The organism is Sphingobium scionense, from assembly GCF_014197035.1.
Lineage (GTDB): Bacteria > Pseudomonadota > Alphaproteobacteria > Sphingomonadales > Sphingomonadaceae > Sphingobium > Sphingobium scionense.
This window is the reverse complement of the sequence record NZ_JACIEU010000097.1, coordinates 1-1153: the sequence shown is the minus strand read 5'-3', so window position 1 is coordinate 1153 and position 1153 is coordinate 1. Positions and strand designations below refer to the sequence as shown.

The 1153-nt window shown below is 60.7% G+C and carries 1 protein-coding gene; it reads left to right on the top strand.

All coding sequences use genetic code 11. The annotated features are described in order from the left end of the window. The first annotated feature begins 73 nt into the window (after positions 1-73). Positions 74-1153: an IS630 family transposase gene (locus tag GGQ90_RS28905; protein ID WP_188084658.1), complete on the top strand. Its 1080-nt coding sequence runs from the start codon at positions 74-76 to the stop codon at positions 1151-1153.

Here is a 1153-nt window from a genome sequence, read left to right as displayed (position 1 = left end):
CTAGTGGATTGATCGGAACGAATGAGTCCGCTTGAGGGATTCCCATTCTTTCGGTGCCGTGCGACGATGCGGCATGCGAACGGGTATCGAGATCGAGGTCACTGCACCGGACACGAAGCGGCTTGAGGCGATTGTTGCGGCGCGGGGTTCGCCGCAGAAGCATGTTTGGCGGGCGCGGATCATTCTCCTGACGGCTCGGGGCCTGGGCACCCAGGCGATCATGATGGCGACGGGCAAATCCAAGACGTGCGTATGGCGCTGGCAGGAAAGGTTCATGGCCGAAGGCGTGGATGGGTTACTGCGCGACAAGACCCGCCCACCGGGGATTGCGCCTCTCCAGGCTGCTTTGGTTGACAAGGTCGTGAAGCTGACGCTGGAGACGCCCAGCCACGAGGCTACCCATTGGACGGTGCGCGCGATGGCTAAAGCCGTTGGTATCGCGGCGTCATCGGTCGTGAAAATCTGGCACGACCACGGTCTGGCGCCCCATCGTTGGCGCAGCTTCAAGCTGTCCAACGACAAGGCTTTTGCCGAGAAGCTTCACGATGTCGTCGGGCTTTACGTCTCACCGCCTGCGCACGCGATCGTGCTGTCAGTCGACGAAAAGAGCCAGATCCAGGCGCTCGACCGGACCCAACCGGGCTTGCCGCTGAAGCGCGGTCGCGGCGCGACCATGACGCATGACTACAAGCGCAACGGGACCACGACCCTGTTCGCCGCGCTCAATGTCCTAGATGGTTCCGTGATCGGCCGCAACATGCAACGGCACCGGCATCAGGAGTTCATCCGGTTCCTGAACACGATCGAAGCCCAGATGCCCGCTGACAAGGCCATCCACGTCATCCTCGACAATTATGCGACCCACAAGCAGCCCAAGGTCCGCGCCTGGTTGGCCAGGCATCCGCGTTGGACCTTCCACTTCATCCCGACGTCGTGCTCATGGCTCAATGCCGTCGAGGGCTTTTTTGCCAAGCTCACACGGCGGCGGCTGAAAAACGGCGTCTTTCATTCGGTCGTAGATCTGCAGGCAGCCATCAACCGCTTTATCAAGGAGCATAACGAGGACCCCCGACCTTTCATCTGGAAGGCCGATCCGGACGAAATTATAGCCGCTGTACGGCGCGGGCACCAAGTGTTGGAATCAATCCACTAG